Here is a 546-nt window from a genome sequence, read left to right as displayed (position 1 = left end):
CTGTCTCTTCTACACAAATCCCTCAGTTTGCCCCGGGGGATTTTTTTGAACCATTTTCAATTACCCTGATCTGATCCTGACCTTTTGTTTCAGATACCACATGCCATGTTTTTAAGTGAACCATCACTCTGGGCACAGAGCATTTTTCAGCGCGCACAATTAGGGGATGTACGAAGGACCAAACGGCTTGTACAGTTGGCAGCCCAACTTGCAGCTCATACAGGACAATCTATCGTGCAATCCCTTTCATCCAGTGCAGACATTGAAGCCGCTTATCGCTTTGTCCGTAACGAGCATATCAATCCAGCAGCGATTGCTGAGGCAGGTTTTGCTGCCACAGTGCAAGCCTGCGAACCATTTGACTGCCTACTGGCGCTGGAAGACACCACGTCGTTGGAGTTCACCCACCCAAGTGTCGAGGAAGAACTTGGACATACCACGTCCCACAAACATTCCAGCGGGCTGGAAGCGCACACGGTTTTATTGTTTGCACCCAAGGCGCAGCAGGTCGTTGGACTGATTGAGCAGCATCGCTGGGCACGCGAC

At 50.9% G+C, this 546-nt stretch carries 1 protein-coding gene; it reads left to right on the top strand.

Going from position 1 to position 546, the window contains the following annotated elements; translation table 11 throughout:
- Positions 1–105: 105 nt before the first annotated feature.
- Positions 106–546, top strand: a 441-nt coding sequence (locus tag KFE26_RS23645) for a transposase (protein WP_212601921.1), incomplete at its 3' end; no start/stop codon positions are given.

The sequence above is a fragment of the Shewanella sp. M16 genome (genome assembly GCF_018224605.1).
Lineage (GTDB): Bacteria > Pseudomonadota > Gammaproteobacteria > Enterobacterales > Shewanellaceae > Shewanella > Shewanella oncorhynchi.
This window is presented reverse-complemented; position numbering and strand designations above follow the sequence as displayed.